Origin of the sequence: Bosea sp. Tri-49, from assembly GCF_003952665.1 — a bacterium.
Lineage (GTDB): Bacteria > Pseudomonadota > Alphaproteobacteria > Rhizobiales > Beijerinckiaceae > Allobosea.
In genome coordinates this window covers 1,481,029-1,503,366 of the sequence record NZ_CP017946.1, presented here as the reverse complement: position 1 = coordinate 1,503,366, position 22,338 = coordinate 1,481,029, and the positions used below count along the sequence as shown (strand labels likewise).

25 protein-coding genes are annotated in these 22,338 nt (G+C 65.7%); 19 read left to right on the top strand and 6 right to left on the bottom strand.

The window, feature by feature from the left end; all coding sequences use genetic code 11:
* The first annotated feature begins 18 nt into the window (after positions 1-18).
* From nuoI to queA, 15 genes are all read left to right on the top strand, one after another.
* The gene (gene nuoI / locus BLM15_RS07300; RefSeq protein WP_126111743.1) at positions 19-507 is read left to right on the top strand and encodes an NADH-quinone oxidoreductase subunit NuoI; all 489 of its coding nucleotides are present in this window, start codon (positions 19-21) and stop codon (positions 505-507) included.
* 129 nt (positions 508-636) lie between these two features.
* Positions 637-1,260, top strand: coding sequence for an NADH-quinone oxidoreductase subunit J (locus BLM15_RS07295; protein ID WP_126111741.1), 624 nt, complete (start codon positions 637-639; stop codon positions 1,258-1,260).
* The gene (gene nuoK, locus BLM15_RS07290; protein WP_110491227.1) at positions 1,257-1,565 is read left to right on the top strand and encodes an NADH-quinone oxidoreductase subunit NuoK; all 309 of its coding nucleotides are present in this window, start codon (positions 1,257-1,259) and stop codon (positions 1,563-1,565) included. The genes BLM15_RS07295 and nuoK overlap by 4 nt, the downstream gene beginning before the upstream one ends.
* 26 nt (positions 1,566-1,591) lie before the next feature.
* The gene (gene nuoL, locus BLM15_RS07285; RefSeq protein ID WP_126111739.1) at positions 1,592-3,631 is read left to right on the top strand and encodes an NADH-quinone oxidoreductase subunit L; all 2,040 of its coding nucleotides are present in this window, start codon (positions 1,592-1,594) and stop codon (positions 3,629-3,631) included.
* Between the two features lie 4 nt (positions 3,632-3,635).
* Positions 3,636-5,147, top strand: coding sequence for an NADH-quinone oxidoreductase subunit M (locus tag BLM15_RS07280; protein ID WP_126116100.1), 1,512 nt, complete (start codon positions 3,636-3,638; stop codon positions 5,145-5,147).
* Between the two features lie 10 nt (positions 5,148-5,157).
* Positions 5,158-6,585 (top strand): NADH-quinone oxidoreductase subunit NuoN, encoded by a 1,428-nt coding sequence (nuoN, locus tag BLM15_RS07275; protein ID WP_126111737.1) that lies wholly within the window; start codon positions 5,158-5,160, stop codon positions 6,583-6,585.
* 8 nt (positions 6,586-6,593) lie between these two features.
* On the top strand, positions 6,594-7,373 hold the full coding sequence (locus BLM15_RS07270; protein ID WP_236846599.1) for a biotin--[acetyl-CoA-carboxylase] ligase: 780 nt from the start codon (positions 6,594-6,596) through the stop codon (positions 7,371-7,373).
* A 102-nt stretch (positions 7,374-7,475) separates the two neighbouring features.
* The gene (locus BLM15_RS07265; protein ID WP_126111735.1) at positions 7,476-9,146 is read left to right on the top strand and encodes a ribonuclease J; all 1,671 of its coding nucleotides are present in this window, start codon (positions 7,476-7,478) and stop codon (positions 9,144-9,146) included.
* Positions 9,147-9,194: 48 nt separating this feature from the next.
* Positions 9,195-9,599, top strand: a complete 405-nt coding sequence (gene mce, locus BLM15_RS07260) for a methylmalonyl-CoA epimerase (protein ID WP_126111733.1) — start codon at positions 9,195-9,197, stop codon at positions 9,597-9,599.
* A 3-nt stretch (positions 9,600-9,602) separates the two neighbouring features.
* The gene (locus BLM15_RS07255) at positions 9,603-10,004 is read left to right on the top strand and encodes a RidA family protein (RefSeq protein WP_126111731.1); all 402 of its coding nucleotides are present in this window, start codon (positions 9,603-9,605) and stop codon (positions 10,002-10,004) included.
* Positions 10,001-10,231, top strand: a complete 231-nt coding sequence (locus tag BLM15_RS07250) for a DUF1467 family protein (protein ID WP_126111729.1) — start codon at positions 10,001-10,003, stop codon at positions 10,229-10,231. The genes BLM15_RS07255 and BLM15_RS07250 overlap by 4 nt, the downstream gene beginning before the upstream one ends.
* 392 nt (positions 10,232-10,623) lie before the next feature.
* Positions 10,624-11,184, top strand: a complete 561-nt coding sequence (locus BLM15_RS07245) for a peptidylprolyl isomerase (RefSeq protein ID WP_126111727.1) — start codon at positions 10,624-10,626, stop codon at positions 11,182-11,184.
* A gap of 5 nt (positions 11,185-11,189) precedes the next feature.
* The gene (locus tag BLM15_RS07240; RefSeq protein WP_126111725.1) at positions 11,190-11,822 is read left to right on the top strand and encodes a hypothetical protein; all 633 of its coding nucleotides are present in this window, start codon (positions 11,190-11,192) and stop codon (positions 11,820-11,822) included.
* On the top strand, positions 11,822-12,289 hold the full coding sequence (locus BLM15_RS07235) for a peptidylprolyl isomerase (RefSeq protein WP_126111723.1): 468 nt from the start codon (positions 11,822-11,824) through the stop codon (positions 12,287-12,289). Before BLM15_RS07240 ends, BLM15_RS07235 begins: the two co-directional genes overlap by 1 nt.
* 29 nt (positions 12,290-12,318) lie before the next feature.
* Entirely contained in the window at positions 12,319-13,413 is a 1,095-nt protein-coding gene (gene queA, locus BLM15_RS07230) for a tRNA preQ1(34) S-adenosylmethionine ribosyltransferase-isomerase QueA (protein ID WP_126111721.1), read from the top strand.
* A 3-nt stretch (positions 13,414-13,416) separates the two neighbouring features.
* Here the strand turns inward: queA and BLM15_RS07225 are convergent, their stop codons facing one another.
* Together BLM15_RS07225 and BLM15_RS07220 are read right to left on the bottom strand one after the other, a co-directional pair.
* Positions 13,417-14,424 carry a purine-nucleoside phosphorylase gene (locus BLM15_RS07225; RefSeq protein WP_126111719.1) on the bottom strand — a complete coding sequence of 336 codons (1,008 nt, stop codon included), beginning with the start codon at positions 14,422-14,424 and terminating at the stop codon, positions 13,417-13,419.
* Positions 14,425-14,482: 58 nt separating this feature from the next.
* On the bottom strand, positions 14,483-14,887 hold the full coding sequence (locus tag BLM15_RS07220) for a VOC family protein (RefSeq protein ID WP_126111717.1): 405 nt from the start codon (positions 14,885-14,887) through the stop codon (positions 14,483-14,485).
* A 70-nt stretch (positions 14,888-14,957) separates the two neighbouring features.
* Between BLM15_RS07220 and BLM15_RS07215 the strand changes: the two genes are divergently transcribed.
* The 4 genes from BLM15_RS07215 (at position 14,958) to BLM15_RS07200 (ending at position 18,162) form a co-directional block, all read left to right on the top strand.
* Entirely contained in the window at positions 14,958-15,563 is a 606-nt protein-coding gene (locus tag BLM15_RS07215; protein ID WP_126116098.1) for a TetR/AcrR family transcriptional regulator, read from the top strand.
* 88 nt (positions 15,564-15,651) lie between these two features.
* The gene (locus BLM15_RS07210) at positions 15,652-16,314 is read left to right on the top strand and encodes a tetratricopeptide repeat protein (protein ID WP_126111715.1); all 663 of its coding nucleotides are present in this window, start codon (positions 15,652-15,654) and stop codon (positions 16,312-16,314) included.
* 52 nt (positions 16,315-16,366) lie between these two features.
* The gene (gene der, locus BLM15_RS07205; RefSeq protein ID WP_126111713.1) at positions 16,367-17,755 is read left to right on the top strand and encodes a ribosome biogenesis GTPase Der; all 1,389 of its coding nucleotides are present in this window, start codon (positions 16,367-16,369) and stop codon (positions 17,753-17,755) included.
* On the top strand, positions 17,755-18,162 hold the full coding sequence (locus BLM15_RS07200) for an NUDIX hydrolase (RefSeq protein ID WP_126111711.1): 408 nt from the start codon (positions 17,755-17,757) through the stop codon (positions 18,160-18,162). The genes der and BLM15_RS07200 overlap by 1 nt, the downstream gene beginning before the upstream one ends.
* Before the next feature lie 171 nt (positions 18,163-18,333).
* Here BLM15_RS07200 and BLM15_RS07195 read toward each other — a convergent pair whose 3' ends face one another.
* The 4 genes from BLM15_RS07195 to BLM15_RS07180 all read right to left on the bottom strand — a co-directional run bounded on the left by BLM15_RS07195 (position 18,334) and on the right by BLM15_RS07180 (position 22,191).
* Positions 18,334-18,969, bottom strand: a complete 636-nt coding sequence (locus BLM15_RS07195; RefSeq protein ID WP_164985388.1) for a tetratricopeptide repeat protein — start codon at positions 18,967-18,969, stop codon at positions 18,334-18,336.
* Positions 18,970-19,211: 242 nt separating this feature from the next.
* Positions 19,212-19,952, bottom strand: a complete 741-nt coding sequence (locus BLM15_RS07190; RefSeq protein WP_126111707.1) for an SDR family NAD(P)-dependent oxidoreductase — start codon at positions 19,950-19,952, stop codon at positions 19,212-19,214.
* A 19-nt stretch (positions 19,953-19,971) separates the two neighbouring features.
* Positions 19,972-21,441: an amidophosphoribosyltransferase gene (gene purF / locus BLM15_RS07185; protein ID WP_236846598.1), complete on the bottom strand. Its 1,470-nt coding sequence runs from the start codon at positions 21,439-21,441 to the stop codon at positions 19,972-19,974.
* 30 nt (positions 21,442-21,471) lie between these two features.
* A complete protein-coding gene (locus BLM15_RS07180) occupies positions 21,472-22,191 on the bottom strand; it encodes a CvpA family protein (protein WP_126111703.1) in 720 nt (239 codons plus the stop codon).
* Positions 22,192-22,338 lie beyond the last annotated feature (147 nt).

The window sequence follows — 22,338 nt, the reverse complement described above, 5'->3', positions numbered from 1 at the left end:
CGAGAGAAGGACGGAAAGATGTCACTCGCGCAGGCTGCCAAGGGACTGCTCCTCAAGGAGTTCGTCGGCGCGTTCGTCCTGTCGATGCGCTATTTCTTCAAGCCGAAGGCGACGCTGAATTATCCGTTCGAGAAGGGCGTGCTCTCGCCGCGCTTCCGCGGCGAGCATGCGTTGCGCCGCTATCCGAATGGCGAGGAGCGTTGCATCGCCTGCAAGCTCTGCGAGGCGATCTGCCCGGCACAGGCGATCACGATCGAGGCCGGCCCGCGCCGCAATGACGGCACCCGCCGCACGACGCGCTATGACATCGACATGACCAAGTGCATCTATTGCGGCTTCTGCCAGGAGGCCTGCCCGGTCGATGCCATCGTCGAGGGCCCCAACTTCGAATTCGCCACCGAGACCCGCGAGGAGCTGTTCTACGACAAGGACAAGCTGCTCGAGAACGGTGCGCGCTGGGAACGCGAGATCGCGCGCAATATCGCGATGGACGCGCCCTATCGCTGAGGACGGAGGCTCGTCGCGCGGTTGTCGCGCTAGGCGGGCCTGACTATAGACGCTCCAAACTGCGGCGGGCCCACGACTCGCCGCGTGATGAAAACGAGGGCCGCCCGAAAGGGCGGAAAGGCTGGCGAGATGAATGCCGCAGCGGCTTTCTTCTATCTCTTCTCAGGCGTCACCATCGCTTCGGCGCTGATGGTGATTTCGGCGCGCAACCCGGTCCATTCGGTGTTGTTCCTGATCCTCGCCTTCGTCAACGCGGCGGGCCTGTTCCTGCTGCTCGGGGCCGAGTTCCTGGCGATGCTGCTGATCGTCGTCTATGTCGGCGCCGTCGCCGTGCTCTTCCTCTTCGTGGTGATGATGCTCGACGTCGATTTCGCCGAGTTGCGCCAGGGCTTCCTGCAATACCTACCGATCGGCGGCCTGATCGGGCTGATCTTCGCGGTCGAATTGTTGCTGGTCGTCGGCGCCTGGGTGATCGATCCGCAGATCGCGCGGGCGCCTGTCGCGGCGATCCCCGCTGGTGTCACCAACACGGCGGCGCTGGGGCAGGTGCTCTATACCAAGTACGTCTACTACTTCCAGGCGGCCGGGCTCGTGCTGCTGGTCGCGATGATCGGCGCGATCGTGCTGACGCTGCGCGGCCGGCCGGGCGTCAAGCGCCAGGATATCCCGACCCAGAACGCCCGCACCAAGGCTGCGGCGATGGATGTGAAGCAGGTGCCGTCGCGCGCCGGCGTTCCCGAGGAGATGGCGTGATGATCGGGCTCGGACACTATCTCGCGGTCGGCGCGATCCTGTTCACGCTCGGCGTGCTCGGCATCTTCATCAACCGCAAGAACGTCATCGTCATCCTGATGTCGATCGAGCTGATCCTGCTCTCGGTCAACATCAATTTCGTCGCCTTCTCAAGCTTCCTGAACGACATCGTCGGCCAGGTCTTCGCGCTCCTGGTGCTGACCGTCGCCGCCGCCGAGGCCGCGATCGGGCTCGCCATTCTCGTCGTCTACTTCCGCAACCGCGGCACGATCGCGGTGGAAGACATCAACATGATGAAAGGCTGAGCGCGGCAACGCGCCCGTAACCTGCCATGTATCAAGCGATCGTCTTCCTCCCTCTGATCGGCTTCTTCATCGCCGGCATTTTCGGCCGGCTGATCGGCGCCCGCGCCTCGGAGATCGTCACCACCACGCTGCTGCTGGTCTCGGCGGTGCTGTCCTGGATCGCCCTGTTCCAGGTCGGCTTCGGCTCCGGCACCACCCGCGTCCAGGTCGCGACCTGGCTGGCCTCTGCGGACCTGCGCGTCGACTGGGCCTTCCGTATCGACACGCTGACCGCCGTGATGCTGGTCGTCGTCAACACCGTCTCCTCGCTCGTGCACGTCTATTCGATCGGCTATATGCACGAGGATCCCTCGCGGCCGCGTTTCTTCGCCTATCTCTCGCTGTTCACCTTCGCCATGCTGATGCTGGTGACGGCCGACAACCTCGTGCAGATGTTCTTCGGCTGGGAAGGCGTCGGTCTCGCCTCCTATCTGCTGATCGGATTCTGGTACCAGAAGCCCTCGGCCAACGCCGCGGCGATCAAGGCCTTCGTCGTCAACCGCGTCGGCGATTTCGGCTTCCTGCTCGGCATCTTCCTGGTTTTCGTGCTGACGGGCTCGGTCGCCTTCGACAGCATCTTCCCGCAGATCGCTGGCCTCACCGAGCGCAGCTTCCGCTTCCTCGGCTATGACTGGAACGCGCTGACGCTGACCGCCCTGCTGCTGTTCATGGGCGCCATGGGCAAGTCGGCACAGTTCATGCTGCACACCTGGCTGCCGGACGCGATGGAGGGCCCGACCCCGGTCTCGGCGCTGATCCACGCCGCGACCATGGTCACCGCCGGCGTCTTCATGGTGGCGCGCCTGTCGCCGATCTTCGAATACGCGCCGGTCGCGCTGACCGTCGTCGTCGTCATCGGCGCCACCACCGCCTTCTTCGCCGCAACCGTCGGCCTGGTGCAGAACGACATCAAGCGCGTCATCGCCTATTCGACCTGTTCCCAGCTCGGCTACATGTTCGTGGCGATGGGTGTCGGCGCCTATTCGGCCGGCATCTTCCATCTGTTCACCCACGCCTTCTTCAAGGCGCTGCTCTTCTTGGGAGCCGGCTCGGTCATCCATGCGATGCACCACGAGCAGGACATGCGGAACATGGGTGGCCTCAGGAAGCACATCCCGTGGACCGCGGCCGCAATGACGATCGGCACGCTGGCGCTGACCGGCGTCGGCATTCCCGGGACTGTGTTCGGCTTCGCCGGCTTCTTCTCGAAGGACGCGATCATCGAGAGCGCCTATGCCGCCAAGGGCGTCGCGGGTGGATACGCCTTCCCGCTGCTGGTTGTCGCGGCGCTGATGACGTCGTTCTACTCCTGGCGGCTCTATTTCATGACCTTCGAGGGCAAGCCGCGTTGGGCTGGTCACGGTCATGACGCGCACGGTCACGACGATCATGCGCACGGCGCCCATGGTCACCACGACGACCATGCCCATAGCCACGACGATCGCGGGCATGGTCACGACCACAAGCCGCATGAGAGCCCGCTCGTCATGCTGATCCCGCTCGCCGTGCTGTCGCTCGGTGCGGTAGCGGCGGGCTTCGCCTTCAAGGAAGCGTTCGTCGGCCACGACTACGAGCACTTCTGGAAGGCGGCGCTGTTTACCGGCAAGGACAACCACATCCTGCACGCCATGCACGAAGTGCCGAAATGGGTCGTCGCCTCGCCCTTCGTCGCGATGCTGACCGGCTTTGCCCTAGCTTGGTACATGTACGTGCGCCGCCCGGACGTGCCTGGCAAGCTCGCCGCCGCCAACCCGGTGCTCTACAAGTTCCTGCTCAACAAGTGGTACTTCGACGAGATCTACGACTTCCTGTTCGTGAAGCCGGCGATGTGGCTCGGCCGCTTCCTCTGGAAGAAGGGCGATGGCTTCGTCATCGACGGCATGGGGCCGGACGGGGTTTCGGCCCGCGTCGTCGACGTGACCAACCGGGTCGTGCGGCTGCAGACCGGCTATGTCTACCACTATGCCTTCGCCATGCTGATCGGCGTCGCCGGGCTGGTGACCTGGTACCTCATGGCCCGTGGGTGAGATGATGTTCGGCTTCGGTATCCTCACCGGTCTCCTGGTCCTGCCGCTGGTCGGCGCCGCCTTCATCCTGGCGCAGCGCGGCGACGAGGCCTCGGTCAACTCCAACGCCCGCTGGGCGGCGCTGATCGCGACGGTTGCGACCTTCATTCTGGCGCTGGTCGCCTGGAGTCGTTTCGACTCGGCCAATCCCGGCTTCCAGATGGTCGAGACCCATGGCTGGGTCTCCGACATCATCAAGTTCAAGCTCGGCGTCGACGGCTTCTCCTTCCCCTTCGTGGTCCTGACCGCCTTCCTGATGCCGTTCTGCATCCTGGCGTCCTGGACCTCGGTCGAGAAGCGGGTGCGCGAATACATGGTCGCGTTCCTGATCCTCGAGACGCTGATGATCGGCGTCTTCGTCGCGCTCGACCTCGTGCTGTTCTACCTGCTGTTCGAGGCCGGCCTGATCCCGATGTTCCTGATCATCGGCATCTGGGGCGGCAAGCGCCGGGTCTATGCGTCGTACAAGTTCTTCCTCTACACGCTGCTTGGCTCGGTGCTGATGCTGCTCGCCATCATGGCGATGTACTGGAACGCTGGCACCACCGACATCCCGACGCTGCTGACGCACAAGTTCCCGGTCCAGATGCAGCCCTGGCTCTGGCTCGCCTTCTTCGCCTCCTTCGCGGTGAAGATGCCGATGTGGCCGGTGCACACCTGGCTGCCCGATGCCCACGTCGAGGCGCCGACCGCCGGCTCCGTGATCCTGGCGGCGATCCTCCTGAAGATGGGCGGCTACGGCTTCATCCGCTTCTCGATCCCGATGTTCCCCGATGCCTCGGCGATGTTCGCGCCGCTGGTCTACGCGCTCTCCGTCATCGCCATCGTCTACACCTCGTTGGTGGCGCTGATGCAGGAGGACATCAAGAAGCTGATCGCCTACTCCTCGGTGGCGCATATGGGCTTCGTCACCATGGGCCTGTTCACCCTGACGCCGCAGGGCATCCAGGGCGCCATGTTCCAGATGGTCAGCCACGGCCTGGTCTCGGGCGCGCTCTTCCTCTGCGTCGGCGTGATCTACGACCGCATGCACACCCGCGAGATCGCTGCTTATGGCGGCCTGGTAAACCGGATGCCGCTCTACGCGGTGGTGTTCATGATCTTCACCATGGCCAATGTCGGCCTGCCGGGCACGGCGGGCTTCGTCGGCGAGTTCCTGACGCTGATGGGCGCCTTCAAGGCCAATCCCTGGGTGGCGTTCATTGCGACCTTCGGCGTGATCCTGTCGGCTGGCTACGCGCTCTGGCTCTATCGCCGCGTCGTCTTCGGCGAGTTGGTCAAGCCCGAGCTCAAGGACATCACTGATCTGAACGCCCGCGAGATCGCGATCTTCGTGCCGCTCGTCCTGCTGACGATCTGGTACGGCATCGCCCCCGGCACGATCCTCGACGCCTTCGCGGCGCCGACCGAGGCCCTCATCAAGAACTATCAGGCCGCCATCACCGCCGCGAAGACGGCGATGCTGGCTGTCCAGTAAGGCTGCTCCGATGACCTTGCCCGCTCTCGGCCCCGCGCTTCCGGAAATCGTGCTGGCGCTCGGCGCCATCGCCATGGTGCTTTACGGCGCGATTCAGGGCGAGCGCTCGACGCGTACGCTCGAAATCGCGGCGCTGGCGCTCCTGGCTTTGGCGCTGGTGCTCGTCCTGCGCGGCGAGGGCAAGGTCGTCACCTTCAACGGTGCCTTCATCGCCGACGGCTTCGCCCGCTTCATGAAGGTGCTGACGCTGATCGGCGCCGCCGCCGCGATCGTGCTCTCGGCCGATTTCCTGCGCCGCGACGGCGCCATGCGCTTCGAGTTCCCGATCCTCGTCGTCCTCGCCATCATCGGCATGATGATGATGATCTCGGCCAACGACCTGATCGGGCTCTATGTCGGCCTCGAGCTGCAGTCGCTCGCGCTCTATGTCGTTGCCGCCTTCGATCGCGACAACCCGCGCTCGACCGAGGCCGGCCTGAAATATTTCGTCCTCGGCGCGCTCTCCTCGGGCATGCTGCTTTACGGTTCGTCGCTGGTCTATGGCTTCACCGGCACGGTGAGCTATGTCGGCATCGCCGAGGCCGTGAAGGGTGGCCATCCTGGCATCGGCCTGATCATCGGCCTCGTCTTCGTCGCCGCCGGCGTCGCCTTCAAGATCTCGGCCGTGCCGTTCCATATGTGGACGCCGGACGTCTACGAGGGCGCGCCGACCCCGGTCGCCGCCTTCTTCGCCTCGGCGCCGAAAATGGCGGCGATGGCGATGACCGTGCGCATCTTCGTCGGAGCCTTCCCGGGCGCCCTGCACGACTGGCAGCAGATCATCGTCTTCATGGCGATCGCCTCGATGGCGCTCGGCGCCTTCGCCGCGATCGGCCAGAGCAACATCAAGCGCCTGCTCGCCTATTCCTCGATCGCCAATATGGGCTACGCGCTGGTTGGCCTCGCCGCCGGCACGCCCTCCGGCGTCCAAGGCGTGATGACCTATATGGCGATCTATCTCGCCACCACGCTCGCCGCCTTCGCCTGCGTGCTGATGATGAACCGCAATGGCAAGCCGGTCGAGGACATCGGCGAGCTCGCCGGCCTGTCCCGCACCAATGGCTGGATGGCGTTCGCGATGTCGATGATGATGTTCTCGCTCGCCGGCATCCCGCCGCTCGCCGGCTTCTGGGCGAAGTGGTACGTCTTCCTCGCCGCGATCGAGGCCAAGCTCTATGTGCTCGCCGTCGTCGGCGTCGTCACCAGCGTCGTCGGCGCCTATTACTACCTGCGCATCGTCAAGGTGATCTACTTCGACGACGCCAAGCCGGCTTTCGACAAGGGCGATGCCGGCGTGCGGACCGTGCTGCTGATCTCGGCGGTTTTCGTCCTGGTGCTGTCCTTCCTGCCGGCGCCGCTGTTCGATTCCGCGGCAGCGGCAGCGAAGTCGCTGTTCTGAGCGCTTAGGTGCTCGGCGAAACGGCGCGTGCCGCCGGCTATCGCCTGATCGTCCGCGACGAGGTCGCCTCCACCATGGAGGAGGCAAGGCGGGCGCTCGGCGAAGGCGATCCGGGGCGGCTCTGGATCGTCGCAAAAAGCCAGAATGCCGGTCGCGGCCGTCATGGTCGGCACTGGGGCTCGCCGCCCGGCAATCTCTACGCAAGCCTGCTCATGGTCACGCCCTGCGAGCCGGCTCTTGCGCCGCAGCTCGGCTTCGTCGCCGGGCTCGCTTTGCATGATGCGGCTGCTGCGGTGACCGGGCTCGCTGCGCCAGCGCTCGGGCTGAAATGGCCCAACGATCTGCTGCTCGGCGGCGCCAAGACATCGGGCCTGCTGCTCGAAGGCGAGAACCGGGCAGGGCACTTCAACGTCATCATCGGGATCGGTATCAACGTCGCGTCCGCGCCGGAAGAAACGCCTTATCCCGCCACGCATCTCGCCGCGCATGCTGCCGGTGCGAGTGTCGAGCGCTTGCTGGCGGCCCTTTCCGATGCCTGGCACCGGCGCTTCTCGGCCTGGTCCCTGCCGGGTGGCTTCGGCCCGACCCGTTCCGCCTGGCTCGAGCGCGCCGCCTATCTCGGCGAGGTCATTACCATGCGTCTGCCGGAGGGGCCGGTCTCCGGCCGCTTCCGCGGCCTCGACGCCTCCGGACGCTTGGAACTGGAGACGGAAGCCGGCCTTCGCGTGATCGACGCCGGCGATCTCTTCTTCGGCACGGCATCGGCCTCCGATCGGTCGGCTAGTTGATGAGGCAGCGCCCGCTTGCCCGCTGCTGCCGCTATGGAGACCGGTGGGTGGGCATGCTAGGCCTGCCGCCGCATGCTTCAGAATAGAATGTCAGGATTGCCAGTGACCCGCTCCAGCGACCAGCTCGTCTTCGTTCCGCTCGGCGGCCTCGGTGAGATCGGCATGAACGCCGCGCTCTACGGCTTCGGGCCGGAGAAGAAGCGCAAATGGATCCTGGTCGATTGCGGGCTCTCCTTTGCGGGGCCGGAGGCGCCGGGCGTCGACATCGTCCTGCCCGACCTCAGCTACATCATCCAGGATCGGGCCAACCTCCTCGGCATTGTCATCACCCACGCCCATGAGGACCATATCGGCGCGCTCGCCGCGCTCTGGCCCTCGCTGCGCGTGCCGGTCTGGTGCACCCGCTTCGCAGCCGGCCTGCTCGCGACGCGCCGCCTGTCGGAGCCGGGCGCGCCCAAGGTCGAGATGAACATCGTCGCGCAGGGTGGACGTTTCACGCTCGGGCCCTTCGACATCGAATTCGTGCCGGTCGCCCATTCGATCCCGGAATCGAACGCGCTCGCGATCCGCACCGCGGCCGGCCTCGTCGTCCATACCGGTGACTGGAAGATCGACCCGACGCCGCGCGTCGGACTGCCGACCGACGAAGCCCGCCTGCGCGAACTAGGCGAGGAGGGCGTGCTGGCGCTGGTCTGCGACTCGACCAATGTCCTGCGCGACGGCATCAGCCCGAGCGAGGCCGATGTCGCCGCCAAACTCAAGGAGTTGGTCGCTTCCGCCCCCAACCGCGTCGCCGTCACCACCTTCGCTTCTAACGTCGCCCGCCTGCGTGCGGTCGCCGAGGCGGCCATGGCCAATCAGCGCGAGGTCGTCGTCGTTGGCCGCGCCATGGACCGCGTCATCGACGTCGCCCGCGAATGTGGATTCCTCGATGGCATCCCGGCGTTCCGCGGCGTCGATACCTATGGCTATCTGCCACGCGACAAGGTCGTCGCGTTGGTAACCGGCAGCCAGGGCGAGCCGCGCGCGGCGCTCTCACGCATTGCCGCGGACGATCACCCCGAGATCGCCCTTGCAGCAGGCGACCGGGTGATCTTCTCCTCGCGCACCATCCCTGGTAACGAGAAGGCGGTCGGCGCCATCCTCAACCGGCTGGCGCGCGACAACATCGAGATCATCACCGACCGCACCCATCTCGTGCACGTCTCCGGCCACCCCCGTCGTGAGGAGCTGGCGCGGCTCTATGGCTGGCTGAAGCCGAAGATCGCGATCCCCGCTCATGGCGAGGATCAGCATCTGACCGAGCACGCGACCTTCGCGCGCAGCCTCGGTGTCAAGCATGTGCTGCGCGCCGGCAATGGCGATGTCGTCGCGATCACCGAGGAGGGCGCCCGCAAGCTCACCGAGGTCCAGCATGGCCGGCTCTATCAGGATGGCGAGCTGCTGATCGGCGCACTCGACCGCACCATTCCCGAGCGCCGCAAGCTGTCCTTCGCCGGCGTGATCTCGATCGCGGTGGCGTTGGACGAGAAGGGCGAGCTCGCCGGCGATCCTGAGGTTGCGCTGATCGGCCTGCCGCTCGCCGCCAAGGACGGCACGCCCTTCGACGATATCGTCGCCGATGCGGTCGAGGACCTGATCGAGGGCATGCCCAAGGGGAAGCGCCGCGATCCCGAGGCGGTGCGCAACGCCCTCGAACGTGGCGTCCGCAGCGCCGTCAATGAGGAGTGGGGCAAGAAGCCGCTGGTGAACGCGCTGGTGATCACGGTGTAGGATCGGGCATATCGCCCGCTGAACGCCGCGCCTGAACGGAGTCTTTGAATGATCGGACGCCTCAACCACGTCGCCATCGCCGTGAAGGATCTTGCCGCCTCGACCGCGCTCTATCGCGATACGCTCGGCGCCCGCGTCTCGCAGCCGCTACCGCAGCCCGAGCATGGCGTCACCGTGGTCTTCGTCGAACTGCCGAACACCAAGGTCGAGCTGCTCGAGCCGATGGGCGCGGATTCGCCGATCGCCAAATTCCTGGAGCGCAATGCCGACGGCGGCATCCACCACATCTGCTACGAGGTCGACGACATCCTCGCCGCGCGCGATCGGCTGAAGGCGCAAGGCGCGCGCGTGCTGGGCTCCGGCGAGCCGCGGATCGGCGCCCATGGCAAGCCCGTGCTTTTCCTGCACCCGAAGGATTTCTGCGGCACGCTCGTCGAACTGGAACAGGCCTGAGCCATGACGTCCGAGATCGCATTCTTCGGCGAACCGGAGGCCGGGTCGCCGCGCCCCTTCAGCCTCGCTACGCGCGCCGGCGGCCTCGTCTTCGTCTCTGGCCAGTCGGCGCCGCATGATCCCGCGAACGGCATCGTTCGCGGTGCGACGCCCGGAGAGCAGGTAAGGCAGGCGTTGGGGTATATCGCCGGCATCTTGGCGGAGGCCGGCAGCAGCCTCGATCGCGTCGTGCAGATGACGATGCTGATCACCGATCCCAGCGACTACGCTGCCTGCAATGCCGAATACGTGAAGCATTTTCCGAACGGCCTGCCGGCTCGGCATACGGCGCGGTTCGGTGTTCCGACAGAGGCCAGGGTCGCGTTCTCCTGCATCGCCTTGGCCGGTGAGGGCAACGAATCATGACGATCGGCGGCGGGCTCGCGGTCTATTTCGTGATCTGGTGGACGGTGCTGTTCGCCGTGCTGCCGTTTGGCGTGCGCAGTCAGGCGGAGAGCGGGGAAGTCGAGAAGGGCACCGATCCCGGTGCGCCAGTTCTGCCGGGTCTTGCCAAGAAGGCGGTGGCAACGACGATCCTCGCTGGCATCGTCTTCGGCATCGTCTGGTATGTCTGGACCAATCTCGATATCTGAACAGCGTTCAGTACAACTTAGCGTATAGTCCAAAAACAAAAAGCAAGGCTTTCGCCTTGCCTTTGGAAGTCTGTTTTTTACCGAAGTATCGGCGCGCCATTGTCGATGCGCACTCATATACTAGCGGCTGTTTGTTCCTCCCGAGACCTGGTCCGCGGCGCCCGGAAAACGGTCGGGCGAGCCCAGCGCTGAATTGATTAGCGGATCGCAATAATGTTGTCACCTGTTTAGGCAGGTCGCGACCGAACTTTTTGCAAAATTATTCCAGTTTGTTCTTGTGCGGTGCAACATTGTGCTCCGATGGCGATTCCACGCCTTGTTCCAGTCATAGGATATCGCTACCTCGCTGCCTCAGATGCGCCGGGCCGTTCCGGCGGTCAGGAGAGATTCCGATGCTTCGCACCACGCTCGCCGCTTTGGCGCTTTCCGCTTCCGTCAGCCTGGCTCAGGCCCAGGTGCCCGCGCCGGCCAATCTTGATCCGCAGAACACCGTGGTGCTCGAGACCAAGGACGGGCCGGTGACCATCCGTCTGCGGCCCGACCTTGCGCCCAAGCATGTCGAACAGATCAAGGCGCTGACCAAGCGCGGCTTCTACAATGGTATTGTCTTCCACCGCGTCATCGATGGCTTTATGGCCCAGACCGGCGATCCGAAGGGCGACGGCACCGGCGGCTCCGACCTGCCGAACATTCCGGCCGAGTTCACCCCCACACCGTACAAGGCCGGCTCGGTCGGTATGGCGCGCTCGCAGAGCCCGAACTCGGCGAACTCGCAGTTCTTCATCTGCTTTGAGGGCTGCGGCTCGCTGACCGGCCAGTATACCCTGTTCGGTGAGGTCGTCTCCGGCATGGACGCGGTGCGCAAGATCAAGAAGGGCAGCAGCGCCAACAACGGCTCTGTGACCGGCCCCGACAAGATCATCCGCATGCGCCTGCTGGCGGACGCCAAGTAACTCCCATGCGCCGGTCGCGCCTGCCTGCGCTTTTGCTCCTGCTGCTGGCTTGCACCGGCAGCACGGTGCAAGCGCAGGACACGCGCGATCTCGGCCTGCCGCCTGCCTCCGGCTTCCAGAATCCTGTCCTGCCGCCGCCATCGGGTTCACAGAATCCGGTGCTGCCGCCGCAATCGGGCCAACGCTATATGCCGGGCATCGGCGGTCCCTTCGGTGAAGGTGCGCGCCGGCCGGTCAGGCCGCCGCAAACGCCTGGCGTCGACAACGGCGTTAGTGGCACGGTCAATCCCGAGACGATCGGCCTCGGCGGAGAGACCATCGACAGGCTCGACCAGATCGGTCCGGCGCTGCGGCGCTGCTGGCAGCCGCCCTCGCTCGATGCTCAAAGTGGTAGTGCCAGCGCGAGCGTGCGCTTCAGCCTGCGCCGCGACGGCACGCTCTTCGGCCAGCCGCGCGTCACCTGGGAGATGCGGCGCGCACCGCCCGGCCTGCGCGAGCGTTTCAGCGACTCGCTGATGCGAGCCGTGCGCGACTGTACGCCGATGAGGTTGTCGCCGGGGCTCGGAGGGAGTATCGCAGGCCGCCCGATCACCATCCGCTTCTTCGGCCGTGTGCCGACCAACGAAAGATCAGTCTGATGTCGCTCGACCCTGAGAACACCCTCGTCATGGAGACCACCAAGGGCCGCGTGGTCATCAAGCTGCGTCCGGACCTCGCCCCCAACCATGTCGAGCGGATCAAGCTGCTCGCCCGCGAGGGCTTCTACGACGGCATCGTCTTCCATCGCGTCATCGACGGCTTCATGGCGCAGGTCGGCTGCCCGCACGGCACCGGCACCGGCGGCTCGAGCCATCCGGACCTCGCCCAGGAGTTCAACGCCGAGCCGCATGTCCGCGGCGTCTGCTCGATGGCTCGCTCCCAGAACCCGAACTCGGCCAACAGCCAGTTCTTCATCGTCTTCGACGACGCCCGCTTCCTCGACAAGCAGTACACCGCCTGGGGTCAGGTCGTCGAAGGCATGGAGAACGTCGACAAGATCAAGCGCGGCGAGCCGGTGCGCGATCCCGACTCCATCGTCTCGATGAAGGTTCAGGCGGACGCCTGAGGCGCCTGCCCGCTGTCGGCGCCTGAATCGTGGACGTCGACCTTTTCGACTTCGATCTGCCTGAAGAGCGCATCGCGCTGCGGCCTGTAAGCCCGCGCGATGCCGCAAGGCTGCTCGTCGTCCGCCCGGGTACGCCCAGGCCGCTCGAAGATCGCGGCATCCGCGATCTCATCGAACTGCTCCGGCCCGGCGACGCGCTGGTGCTGAATGACACCCGCGTCATCCCCTCCCGGCTCTGGGGGCGGCGCTATCGCGGCGAGGCCTCGGCCCGCATCGAGATCATGCTGCACAAGCGCGAGGCGGATGATCGCTGGCGCGCCTTCGCGCGCCCGGCCAAGAAGCTGAATATCGGCGAGACGATCGTCTTCGACAGCGACGGCGCCGGCAATGCCTGCGAACTTGCCCGGCTTCAGGCCGAGGTCGAAGACAAGGGGGAGGGCGGCGACATCGGCCTGCGCTTCTCGCTGACCGGCCCCTATCTCGACGAGGCGATCGCGCGGCTCGGCGAGTTGCCGCTGCCGCCCTATATCGCCGGCAAGCGCGCAACCGACCAGAACGACGTCCGCGACTACCAGACGACCTATGCCCGCGAGGAAGGCGCCGTCGCCGCCCCGACAGCCGGTTTGCACTTCACGCCGGAGCTGTTCGACGCGCTCAAGAATCGCGGCGTCTCCAGCCATTTCGTCACGTTGCATGTCGGCGCCGGCACCTTCCTGCCGGTCAAGGCCGATGACACCGACGCGCATCGCATGCATGCCGAATGGGGCACTGTCAGTGCAGCGACGGCTGACGCGCTCAATGCGGTCAAGGCGGCTGGCGGCCGCATCGTCGCGGTGGGCACGACCTCGCTGCGCCTGCTCGAAAGCGCGGCTGGCGAGGATGGGATGATCCGGCCGTTCTCGGGCGATACGGCGATCTTCATCACGCCGGGCTATCGCTTTCGCGCCGTCGACCTGCTGATGACCAATTTCCACCTGCCGCGCTCGACGCTGTTCATGCTGGTTTCGGCCTTCGCCGGCCTCGACCTGATGAAACGCGCCTATGCCCACGCCATCGCCGGGGGCTACCGCTTCTATTCCTATGGCGATGGCAGCCTGCTGTTTCGGGCAGAGCCGTTGGTCTGAGCGCTATTTGGCCGGCAGCGGCGGCACGCCCTTCTGCCACTCGCCCCAGTTGCCGACGATGTGGTCGACGACGCGCGAGCCGACTGCTTCGACATTGGCGACGGTCTCGGCGAAGCCGCCGGCCGTCTGGCCCGGCGCCGGGTCGAGATGTTGCAAGGTCGTCTCGTTCGGATTGCCCTGGTCGAAGTTGACCGCGCCGCGCAGGCTGAGGACCCGGTCGGTGCCGAATTGCCGCTTGATCACCAGCGTGATCGCCGCCGCTTCCATCTCCGTGATGACATAGTCGTCGGCGCCGTAGAGCTTGGCCATGTACTGCGCCTCCTTCGACAGGCCGGGCCCGTGGAAGAAGGTGTCGCCGGTCATGTGCGTGCCGGTCTGGACGGAAGGGGCCGCCCGTGCCCGCTCCTCGGGATAGCGCTGGCGATACTGCTTTGCCGACTCCGAATCCTGCAGGTTTGCCCCCGCGCTCAGCCGCGTCGCCCAACCGACCAGCGTCGGGTTGAGCTTGAAGACCCGGTACTCCTCATAGCCCTTGCGCGGGATGAACACCGGCTCGCCCGGCTTGCCTTCCTCCGGCGCCCAGCGGTGGCCGAGATCGTAATCAACCAGCCAGGTCCCCCAGGAGACGTCACCGATCGTGCCGCGCGAGGGCGGGGTGCCGGCGACGCCGGTGATGACGAAATAGGCTTGCGAGAAGTCGTAGTCGGGATCGAGCAGGATCGCCTGCATCGAGGAGGAGGAATTGACCTTGCCCATGCCGAGCACGGCGCCGCAGACGCCGTCTTCGTTGCAGTAGACCGGCTTCAGCGCGCCGCGCGCCTCATGCGGCTGGCTCTTCTGCCAGTAGCGCTCATACCAGTGCTGGAACTCGCCGGCCCGGTCGCCGGTGTTGGCGCCGATCTCGAACATCGAGGCGACGAAGACCTTGACCTTGGTCGGCGCCGCCTCGGCCGTGCCGAACGAGGCGAGGGTGAGAAGGGCTGCTCCCAGCCCGCTGGCGATCCGGTTCATGGCGATCCTCCTTGCGATGGCCGAAGCCAAAGCAAGGTGCCTGCCATGCACGGCCCGATCAAGCGTGGGCTTCGGGTGGGGCGCTCATCGGAATCGGCTTGATCACGTCGATCAATACGCCGCTGGGGTCGGCGGTGATGAAATGGCGCTGGCCGAACCATTCGTCGCGCAGGTCCTGCAGGATCGGCAGGCCGGCCGCCTTGAGCCGGGCATATTCCGCATCGACGTCCTCGACCTCGAAATTCAGGATCAGCCCGCTGATGCGCCCGCGGCCGGGGAGGGGGATGGTGTCATGGCTGCCATTCAGCACCGCCAGCGTCACCCGCTCGTCGACCGTCGATTGCAGGTGGACGTACCAATCCGCCTCGAACAGGGCCTGGAAGCCGAAATGCGCGATATAGAAGGCAGTGGTCTCGGCGACCTTCTCGGTCATGATCACCGGATAATAGCTCGTGACTTTCATGGGCTTGCTTGCCTCTCGCCATAAACATACAATCTGCATGTTTCTGTTAATTAACATACAGGCTGCACGTATGCAAGAGATGGCACGCCGATCCAATAAGGATCGTTCCGACACCACCCGCGCCGCATTGATCGCGGCGGGGCGCAAGCTCTTTGTCAGCCGCGGCTATGCCGAGACCGGCACACCCGAGCTGGTCGCGGAGGCGGGCGTGACGCGTGGCGCGCTCTATCATCACTTCGCCGACAAGCGCGCTTTGTTCCGGGCCGTGGTCGAGGCGGAGTCGGCCGCAGTCGCGCATGAGATCGAGAGCGCGGCGCGGCCCGGCCTTTTGCCGCTGAAGGCGCTCAGCAAGGGCGGCGCGGCCTTCCTGGAGGCGATGCAGGTGCCGGGACGGACCCAGCTGCTGCTGATCGACGCCGCAGCAGTACTCGGCCGCGACCAGCTCGATGCCATTGACGCCCGTCACGGCGGTCGGACCTTGCAAGAAGGGCTTGCGGCGGCGATGCAGTCCGGCGCTTTGCCGTCTCTGCCATTGACCGCAACTACCCAGTTGCTCAGTGCCGCCTATGACAGGGCTGCCCTGGCCATTGCGGCTGGAGCCGATCCCGGCGAATGGCACAAGCTCATCGACCGCGTGCTTTCCGGACTGGCTTCGCCCAGCGCCGCGCCGCCATAGGCGTGCGCCGATGGCCATATGTGGCCGTTCCGGCTCGCATTCCGCCGGCAAAGGTGCTACCCGGCAGGCGAGAGCAGTTTGAGGCGTCATGTCCGATATTTTCCGCGAGATCGATGAGGAGGTTCGCCGCGACAAGGCGACCGCCGTCTTCAAGAAGTATGGCAATGTCTTCATCGCCATCGCCGTGCTGGCTGTCGCCGGCGTCGGCGGCTGGCAGTTCTGGCAGCAGCAGGAGCGCAAGAAGGCAGAGGCCGTCGGCGCCAAGTTCGAGGCGGCGGTGCGTGCCTCGCGCGACAACGACGCCAGCGCGGCCGAGGCGACGTTGGCCGAACTTGCCGCCAATGCTCCGGCGGGCTATCGCCAGCTCTCGCGCTTCCGCCTCGCGGCCGAGATCGGCAAGCGCGATGGAGCGGCCGGCGCCACTGCCTTCGATGCGCTCGCCAACGACGCGTCGCTCGAACAGTATTACCGCGATCTCGCCCGCCTGCGTGCTGGCTTGCTGCGCGTCGACCTCCTGCCTTATGCCGAGCTGCGCAAGGAGCTCGAACCGCTGGTGACGCCGACCGGTCTCTGGCGCCATTCTGCCCGCGAATTCCTCGGCATTTCCGCGCTGAAGGCCAACCTCTTCGAGGACGCCGGACGCTGGTTCGATGCCGCCGTCGCGGATCCGCAGTCGCCGCAGGTGCTGCGCCAGCGCGTCGAACTCTATCTGACGCTGGTCCGCGGCGGGCCGGTGACTATCAAGAATTGATTCCGGGTGCCGGTTGTTGCCGGCGGCTGCGCCCGGCACAACTGGACGGATCATGACTGCAATCATTGCCATCGTCGGCCGGCCCAATGTCGGCAAGTCGACCCTGTTCAACCGGCTCGTCGGCAAGAAGCTGGCGCTGGTCGACGACCAGCCGGGCGTCACCCGCGACCGGCGCGAAGGCGAGGCCAGCCTCGGCCACCTGCGCTTCACGGTGATCGATACCGCGGGTCTCGAAGAGGCCGACAAGGATTCGCTTGCGGGCCGCATGCGCGCCCAGACCGAAACAGCGATCGACCAGGCCGACGTCATCCTGTTCATGATCGACGCCAGGCTCGGCCTGACGCCGATGGACCAGCCTTTCGCCGATCTGGTGCGCCGCTCCGGCAAGCCCGTCATCCTGCTCGCCAACAAGGCCGAGGGGAACAAGGGCAAGGACGGCGTTATGGAGGCCTATGCGCTCGGCCTCGGCGATCCCGTGCCGTTCTCGGCCGAACATGGCGAGGGCACCTCCGACCTGCTGGAAGCGCTGGCACCTTACGTCGACGACGAGCCGGAGGAGGACGAGGAGGAGGCCTGGGCCGACGCCCCTGCCGCTGTCGCGGACGAAGAGGGCGAGGACCCCAGCCGGCCGGTGCGCGTCACCATCATCGGCCGCCCCAATGCCGGCAAGTCGACGCTGGTCAATAAGATGATCGGCGAAGAGCGCTTGCTGACTGGCCCTGAAGCCGGAATCACCCGCGACACGATCTCGGTCGAGTGGGAATGGCGCGGCAGGCCGGTGAAGCTGTTCGACACGGCTGGCATGCGCAAGCGCGCCCGTATCGACGAGAAGCTGGAGAAGCTCGCGGTGGCGGATTCGCTGCGTGCCATCCGCTTTGCCGAGGTCGTCGTCGTTTTGCTCGACGCGACCATCCCCTTCGAGAAGCAGGACCTGACGCTGGCCGACCTGACTGAGCGCGAGGGGCGCGCCGTTGTCATCGGTCTGAACAAATGGGACCTTGTCGCCGACAAGCAGGGCCTGCTCGCCGAGCTCAAGGAGAAGGCGCATCACCTCTTGGCGCAGATCCGCGGCGTCGAGATCGTGCCGCTCTCGGGGATTGCCGGCGAGGGCATTGATCGGCTGATGCAGGCGGTGTTCCGGGCCTATGAGGTCTGGAACCGCCGCGTCTCCACCGCGAAGATCAATCGCTGGCTCGAAGGCGTGCTCTCGGCCCATCCGCCGCCGGCTGTCGCCGGTCGCCGGATCAAGATCCGCTATATGACGCAGGCCAAGGCGCGGCCGCCGACCTTCGCGCTGTTCGGCAACCAGCTCGAGCACCTGCCGATCTCCTATATGCGCTATTTGACCAACAACCTGCGCGAGGCCTTCGAATTGCCGGGCACGCCGGTCAGGCTCCATACCCGCGGTGGCGCCAACCCCTACGACAAGGCCAAGAGCTGATGCTGGAGACCGTCAGCGCGCTCTTCCTGCGCGCCGACGGGCGGGTGCTGCTGGGCCTCCGTGCCTCGTGGAAGCGCGCCTGGGCCGATCACTGGGACGCAATCGGCGGCCGGGTCGAGGCAGGCGAGGGGCTCGAAGCCGCGCTCATTCGCGAATGCCGCGAGGAGGTCGGGCTGACGCCGCTGACCTATCGGCTGATGCTCTCGGCCGAGGAACGCTTCCCGGAGCGCAACGGCGCAGCACTGCACCACATCTATGTCGTCTCTGGCTGGGACGGCGGCGAAGCGGAGAACCTGTCGGACGAGCATGTCCGGATCGGCTGGTTCTCGCTCGACGAGATGGCAGCCCTGCCGAACCTGACAGTGGCGGATTTGATCGCGGTGGTGCGGGAGTACGCGGCTGCGTGACCACACCGTCATGCTCGCCCTTGTGGCGAGCATCCACGTCTTAAACGCCGCACTGCCCGAGGAAGGCGTGGATGGCCGGGACAAGCCCGACCATGACGAAGCACGGATCGCTACGCCGACAGCTGCAGCCGCAGCATCTGCCTTGCGGGCGGTCGACGATCTTGCCGTCGCTCAACGCTGCGCGGGAGTATTGCTTGGAGAAGACAGCTCGCGCGCTTTGGTCTCGTCCGCGCGAGCCCCATCCTGATCGCCTGCGGCACGTTTGGCTGCGGCGCGGAAGCTGTAGTTCTCGTCAGAGTTTGGCGCCAGACGAATGGCTTCATCGAAATCGGCGATGGCTTTGGCAAAATTACCCTGGTCGAGATGGGTCAGGCCGCGAACGGACCGGGCTTTTTCAAATGTGGGCGCGAGGGCGATGGCGCGATCGAGATCGGCGAGAGCTTTGTCGGGCTGTTTGAGCCAAGCTTGAACCGATGCGCGTGTGACAAAGAAATCCGCTTGCGACGGGTCGAGGCGGATGGCGGTATCGAGGTCGCGTAAAGCCTGCTGGAGGTTCCGCATATACAGCAGATGAGCCTTCCCGCGCTTCGAGAATGTAATGGCCGCTGTCGGCGCAAGGGCGATGGCCCGATCATAATCGGCGAGCGCCCTTGCGTACGTGTCGCCTGTCCCCGGTGCCAGGATATCTCCGCGATCGAGGAGGGCGCCGGCGAGATCGCCGCCCGTGAGGCTCCCGCTGTCAATCAGCCTGGTGCAGGCTGCGAGAGCCCGATCGCCACGTGCGATGATCTCCTGGGCACGGGCCATGATCTCCTGCGCATCGGCCGACGCTCCCGCAAACGATAGTTCGCTGATCGAGCGACAGGTCTGGCGCAATTCCTTTGCCAGAGCGGAATCGGGGCTTATGCGAGTGCTGTCCGCTACAACTCGCCCCGCCGTCATCGCAGCTATCGACAAACCGAGGGCGGCGAGGGCAGGCAATAGCGAGAGGGAGCGTAGAAGCATTTTACTCCGGTGCTCGCCTCTTCCAGCCAATCTTCAGGGCACTCTCACGCCGGCATCTGCGGCGTCAGCACCTTGCCCTGCGGGAAATCGAAGATCTTGCCGGTCTCGGTCCAGCTTGGCGAGGCGATCTCGACCAGATGTGGCGCCAAGTCTTCCGGCGTCTTCAAGGTCATCGGGTCTTCGCCCGGCATCGCTTGGGCACGCATGCGCGTGCGCAAGGGGCCGGGATTGACCAGCATGACCCGCAGATTGGTCGTGCGCGTCTCGTCGGCGTAGCTGCGCGCCATCGCCTCGAGCGCCGCCTTGGACACCGCATAAGGTCCCCAATAGGCGAGTCCCTTATGCGCTGCGCCGGAAGACAGGAAGATCGCCCGGCCGGATTCGGAGGCCTTCAGCGCCGGCTCGACCGATTTCAGCAGCCGCCAGTTGGCGCTGACATTGATGTCGAAAACCTCGGCCCATTCCTTCGGGCTGACATGGGTCAGCGGCGCCAGCGGGCCGAGGACACCGGCATTGGCGAGCAGGATGTCGAGCCTGCCCCAGCGCTCCAGCACGGCGGGGCCCAGCTTCTCGATTGCGGCGGCATCGGCGAGGTCGGCCGGCACCAAAGTCGCGCTGCCGCCGATCGCCCGGATCTCGTCGTCGAGCTCCTCGAGCGCGCCTGTGGTGCGCGCCAGGGCGATCACATGTGCGCCGGCCTGGGCAAAGGCGAGCGCCGCAGCGCGGCCGATCCCGCGCGACGCGCCGGTGACGAGCGCGACGCGCCCTTCCAGAGGCTTGCTCATCGAAATCCCGTCGAAAGGGTCAGCCGGCGGCCAGAAGCGAGATTTGCTGCTTGGCGCTCTCGCCGATGACATCGGTCAGCGAGGTCGGATAGTCCCCGGTGAAGCAATGGTCGGTGAACTGCGGTCGGGTCGGATCGCGCTGCTCATGCCCCATCGCCTTGTAGAGCCCGTTAACCGAGATGAAGGCGAGGGAATCGGCGCCGACGAACTGGCGCATCTCCTCGAGCGTATGGGTCGCGGCGAGCAGTTTTGCCTGGTCGGGCGTGTCGATGCCGTAATAGTCGGGATGGGTGATCGGCGGCGACGAGATGCGGAAATGCACCTCGCGGGCGCCGGCCTCGCGCATCATCTTGACGATCTTCAGCGACGTCGTGCCGCGCACAATGGAGTCGTCGACCAGCACGATGCGCTTGCCTTCGACCACGCTGCGATTGGCCGAATGCTTCAGGCGCACGCCGAGTTCGCGAACCTTCTGCGTGGGCTCGATGAAGGTGCGGCCGACATAGTGGTTGCGGATGATGCCAAGCTCGAACGGAATGCCGCTCGCCTGGGCGTAGCCGAGCGCTGCCGGCACGCCGGAATCCGGCACAGGCACGATCACGTCGGCATCGGCTGGTGCCTCCGAAGCGAGCTGAGCACCCATCGCCTTGCGGCGCTCATAGATGCTGCGGCCTTTCACGATCGAATCCGGCCGGGCGAAATAGATGTACTCGAAGATGCAGGGCCGTTCCGGCACCGGCGGGAAGGGCTTGTGGCTCTCGATGCCCTGCTCGGAGATGACGACGACCTCGCCATTTTCGATCTCGCGGACGAACTTGGCGCCGATGATGTCGAGCGCACAGGTCTCGGAGGTCAGGATCGGGCAGCCATTAAGGTCGCCGAGCACCAGCGGGCGGATGCCGAGCGGATCGCGCGCGCCGACCAGCTTCTTGTTGGTGATGCCGACGAAGGCATAGGCGCCCTCGATCTGGCGCAGCGCGTCGATGAAGCGCTCGATGAACTTCGCCTTGCGGCTGCGGGCCACCAGATGCAGCAGGACCTCGGTGTCTGAGGTCGACTGGTAGATCGCGCCGTCGCGCACGAGGTTGCGCCGCAACGTCAGCCCGTTGGTTAGGTTGCCGTTATGGGCCACCGCGAAGCCGCCGCCATGCAGCTCGGAGAAGAGCGGCTGGACGTTGCGCAGGATGGTCTCGCCGGTGGTCGAGTAACGGACGTGGCCGATCGCTTGCTTGCCCTTGAGCTTCTCGATCACGCTGGCGTCCGAGAAGGCGTCGCCGACGAGGCCGAGCTGGCGCTCGGTATGGAAGCGGTGGCCATCGAAGGAGACGATGCCGGTGGCTTCCTGGCCGCGATGCTGGAGCGCATGCAGGCCGAGCGCGGTCAGCGCCGCGGCGTCGGCATGGCCGAAGATGCCGAAGACGCCGCACTCCTCGCGCAAACGATCGGCGTTCGGGTCGAACACGGCGTCGGCATCGTGGATCTGGCTCATCGCAGGCTCCATCGCGGCATTATACTCCAGTCAGGGCCGGCGTTGCGCCGGGGCGGGTGTCGCGCCGGTGGTGGCCGGAGCGGACGAATCGATCACGCGCTGCAGCGCCTGCCGATCGGTGGCAGGCGCCTGCGTGCGGCGCTGCGGATCGGCCGGGGCGGGGCTGCCGGCCGGCGGAGTGGCGCCTGGCGTGCGCGGCTCTTCTGCCGGAGCTTCCGTGGGCTCGGAGCCGCCCTTCGTCGGAATAAGCTTCTTGAAGAAGTCGGAATTCAGGTCCTGCGGCAGCATGGTCAACAAGCTGCGCCCGGTTTCTTCGAGAAGCGGCTTGGCTCGTGCGTCCTTGGCCCAGGTCGGCAGGTTCTTGTCACCCATCAGGGTCATGAAGAACAGATAGCCGACCACGGCGAGCAGCAGGCCGCGGGCGGCGCCGAAGACGAAGCCGAGAGTGCGGTCGAGCGCGCCGATGCGCGAATCGAGCACGAAGTCCGAGATCCGCGCCGTGATCAGCGAGACCACGATCAGCGTGCCGAGGAAGAGCGCGGCGATCACTGCGACCAGGGCCACGGTCTTGTTGGGGATGTACTGCTCGGCGAGCGGCATCAATTGCGGATGGAAGATCCAAGCGACGACGGCCGCGGCCGCCCAGGAGGCGATCGCCAGCACTTCGCGCGTCAGACCACGCACGGCTGCCAGCAAAGCCGAGATCAACACCACGCCGATGACGACGAGATCGAGAATTGTCACAGGCATGTCAGGGCCGCTTCGCTGCAAAATCGGGGCCGGCACGCGTCAAATGGGTGGGCCGGGCGGATTTTGCTATACCCGCTCGCGTGCCGCGCGTCACCCATGCAGTCGGCTCATTTTGCACTGCGGCGAGAGCTGTCACCGATCAGGCTG